The sequence below is a fragment of the Azonexus sp. genome (genome assembly GCF_036170495.1).
GTDB lineage: Bacteria > Pseudomonadota > Gammaproteobacteria > Burkholderiales > Rhodocyclaceae > Azonexus.
This window is the reverse complement of record NZ_JAVHPH010000341.1, coordinates 1-2,307: the sequence shown is the minus strand read 5'-3', so window position 1 is coordinate 2,307 and position 2,307 is coordinate 1. Positions and strand designations below refer to the sequence as shown.

The window sequence follows — 2,307 nt, the reverse complement described above, 5'->3', positions numbered from 1 at the left end:
AGCCAGGCCACGCGCCCGGCTGAAACGAACCGGGCGCGGTGGCGGAAACGCCCCGCGCCCTTCGCCCGTTAATCGAGGAGTTGACCATGAACATCTCGCCCATCAACACCAGCCCCCCCGGCATCACGCCCCACCTCGTCGCGGCCGAAGCCCCGGCCGTCGAGGTTCGCCAGGCACGCGCCGCGCAGGCCAGCAACGCCACCAGCGTTCAGACCGAACAGGCACCAAGCCAGGCGCAAAAAGCCGAAGCGACGCGCCAGGAGCTTGAAGATGCCGTCAAGCAGGTCAACGAGTTCCTCAAGCCGATCAACAACGGGATTCAGTTCAATCTGGACGAGGAAACCGGCAAGACCGTCATCAAAGTGATTGACCTGGCCACCAAGGACGTGATCCGCCAATTTCCGTCCGAAGAAATGCTGTCGATCGCCAGGGCCATCGACAAGATGAAGGGTTTGCTGGTCCAGCAAAAGGCGTAAACTGGCGCCAACGTTAAACGTGGAGGCTCATCATGGCCGTTTCTTCTCTCGGTGTAGGCTCTGGACTGGACCTTAACGGTCTGCTCACCAATTTAATGCAGGCAGAGCAGCAGCCATTGCTCGCCCTGCAAACGAAGGAAGCCTCCTATCAGGCACGAATATCGGCCCTTGGTTCGCTCAAGGGCGCCCTGTCATCACTGCAGACAGCCGCCCAGGGCTTCATTCCGGCGACCGGGCAAACCGCACTCAACAAATACGCCAGCTTTTCGGCCAGTGTGGCCGACACAAGCATCGCCTCAGCCTCCGCCGCGACGGGCGCGGTAGCAGGCGTCTATAGCCTTGAAGTCAGCGCCCTGGCCAGCGCGCACCGGCTGACCAGCCCCGATTCGACCGATGCCCCCGGCACGGCTTCACTGACGGCTGGTTTGGCAGCGGGCGGCACGCTAAAAATCGAATTGGGGGCCCTGACCGGCACCAGCCCGGCCCTGGCTTTTGCTGCCGATGCGACCCGTGAACTGAACGTAACCGTCACCGCTGGCGCCACGCTGGAAGACGTGCGCGACGCGATCAATACCGCGGCCACCGATGGCCGCGTCAGCGCGACGATTGTTAACGGCACGAACGGCAAGCAGTTGGTCCTTTCCAGCGCCAAGAGCGGTACCGAAAACGTCATGAGGCTTTCAGGCGTCGGCGGTCTTGATTTCGACCCGGCCGGCGCTGGCTCCGGTACGCTTTCCCAAGCTGCCGCCAACGGTGGCCAGGAAGCCTCGAATGCGGCTTTCAAACTGAATGGTATTGCCGCCACCAGCAGCACCAATACGGCCACCGGCGTGCTCGATGGCGTCACCCTGACGCTGAGCAAAACCAATGTTGGCTCGCCGACCAACCTGACCGTTACCAAGGACAGCACTACGGCTTTGACAGCTACGGTCAACAGCTTCGTCAAGGCCTATAACGATGCCGCGAAGTCGATGAAAGACCTTGGTTACTATGATGCCGGCACCAAAAAGACCGGGGCACTGCAGGGTGACGGTACGCTGCGTGGCGCCCAAAACCAAGTCAGATCGTTGCTGCAAACGACGGCGGGCGGAACGTCGGCCTACCAAACCCTTTCTGACTTGGGCGTGGCGCTGCAAAAAGATGGCACGCTCAAACTCGACACGACCAAACTCAACGCCGCCGTCGCTGCCGACTACGCCGGTGTAACCAGCCTTGTTTCTACAATCGGCAGCCGTTTCAAGGATAGTTTGGAAGGTCTGGTCGGCACATCCGGCAACATCACCGCCGCCACCGATAGCGCCAATCGTTTGATCAAGGACCTCGGCAAGCGCCAGACGGCCCTGGCTGACCGCCTGACCCAGATTGAGGCCCGCTACCGCAAGCAGTTCTCCGCCTTGGATACGCTGGTTGCCAGCATGAACAAGACCAGCTCCTACCTCACCCAACAGCTAGCCAACCTGCCCGGCGCCTCTTCAAATTAAGGAATAAAAACAATGTTCGGGATGATGCGTAGCCCCGCTGAGAGTTATGCCAAGGTAGGCGTTGATGCTGCCGTCGAGACGGCGGACCCGCACCGTTTGGTATTGATGTTGTTCGATGGCGCCACGGCGGCGATTTCCTTGGCCCGCATTCAAATGCAGGATGGTCGAATTCCCGAAAAAGGGGCCGCCATCTCCAAGGCCATCGACCTGATTACCAACGGCCTGCGCGCCAGCCTCGACATGGAAGCCGGCGGCGAATTGGCCGAACGCCTCGCAGCATTGTATGAATACATGGCACAGCGCCTGTTGTTCGCCAATATGAAGAACAACGTTGCGGCACTCGATGAAGT

General features: G+C 60.4%; 3 protein-coding genes. All 3 read left to right on the top strand.

What is annotated here, in order from left to right; genetic code table 11:
• Nucleotides 1–86 precede the first annotated feature (86 nt).
• Nucleotides 87–476 (top strand): flagellar protein FlaG, encoded by a 390-nt coding sequence (locus ADADOO_RS12745; RefSeq protein WP_511277879.1) that lies wholly within the window; start codon nt 87–89, stop codon nt 474–476.
• A 32-nt stretch (nt 477–508) separates the two neighbouring features.
• Complete coding sequence (gene fliD / locus ADADOO_RS12740; protein ID WP_511277878.1) at nt 509–1,957, top strand: flagellar filament capping protein FliD; 1,449 nt, start codon at nt 509–511, stop codon at nt 1,955–1,957.
• Nucleotides 1,958–1,969: 12 nt separating this feature from the next.
• Nucleotides 1,970–2,307: flagellar export chaperone FliS (gene fliS / locus ADADOO_RS12735; protein ID WP_511277877.1), on the top strand; the 338-nt coding region annotated here is incomplete at its 3' end.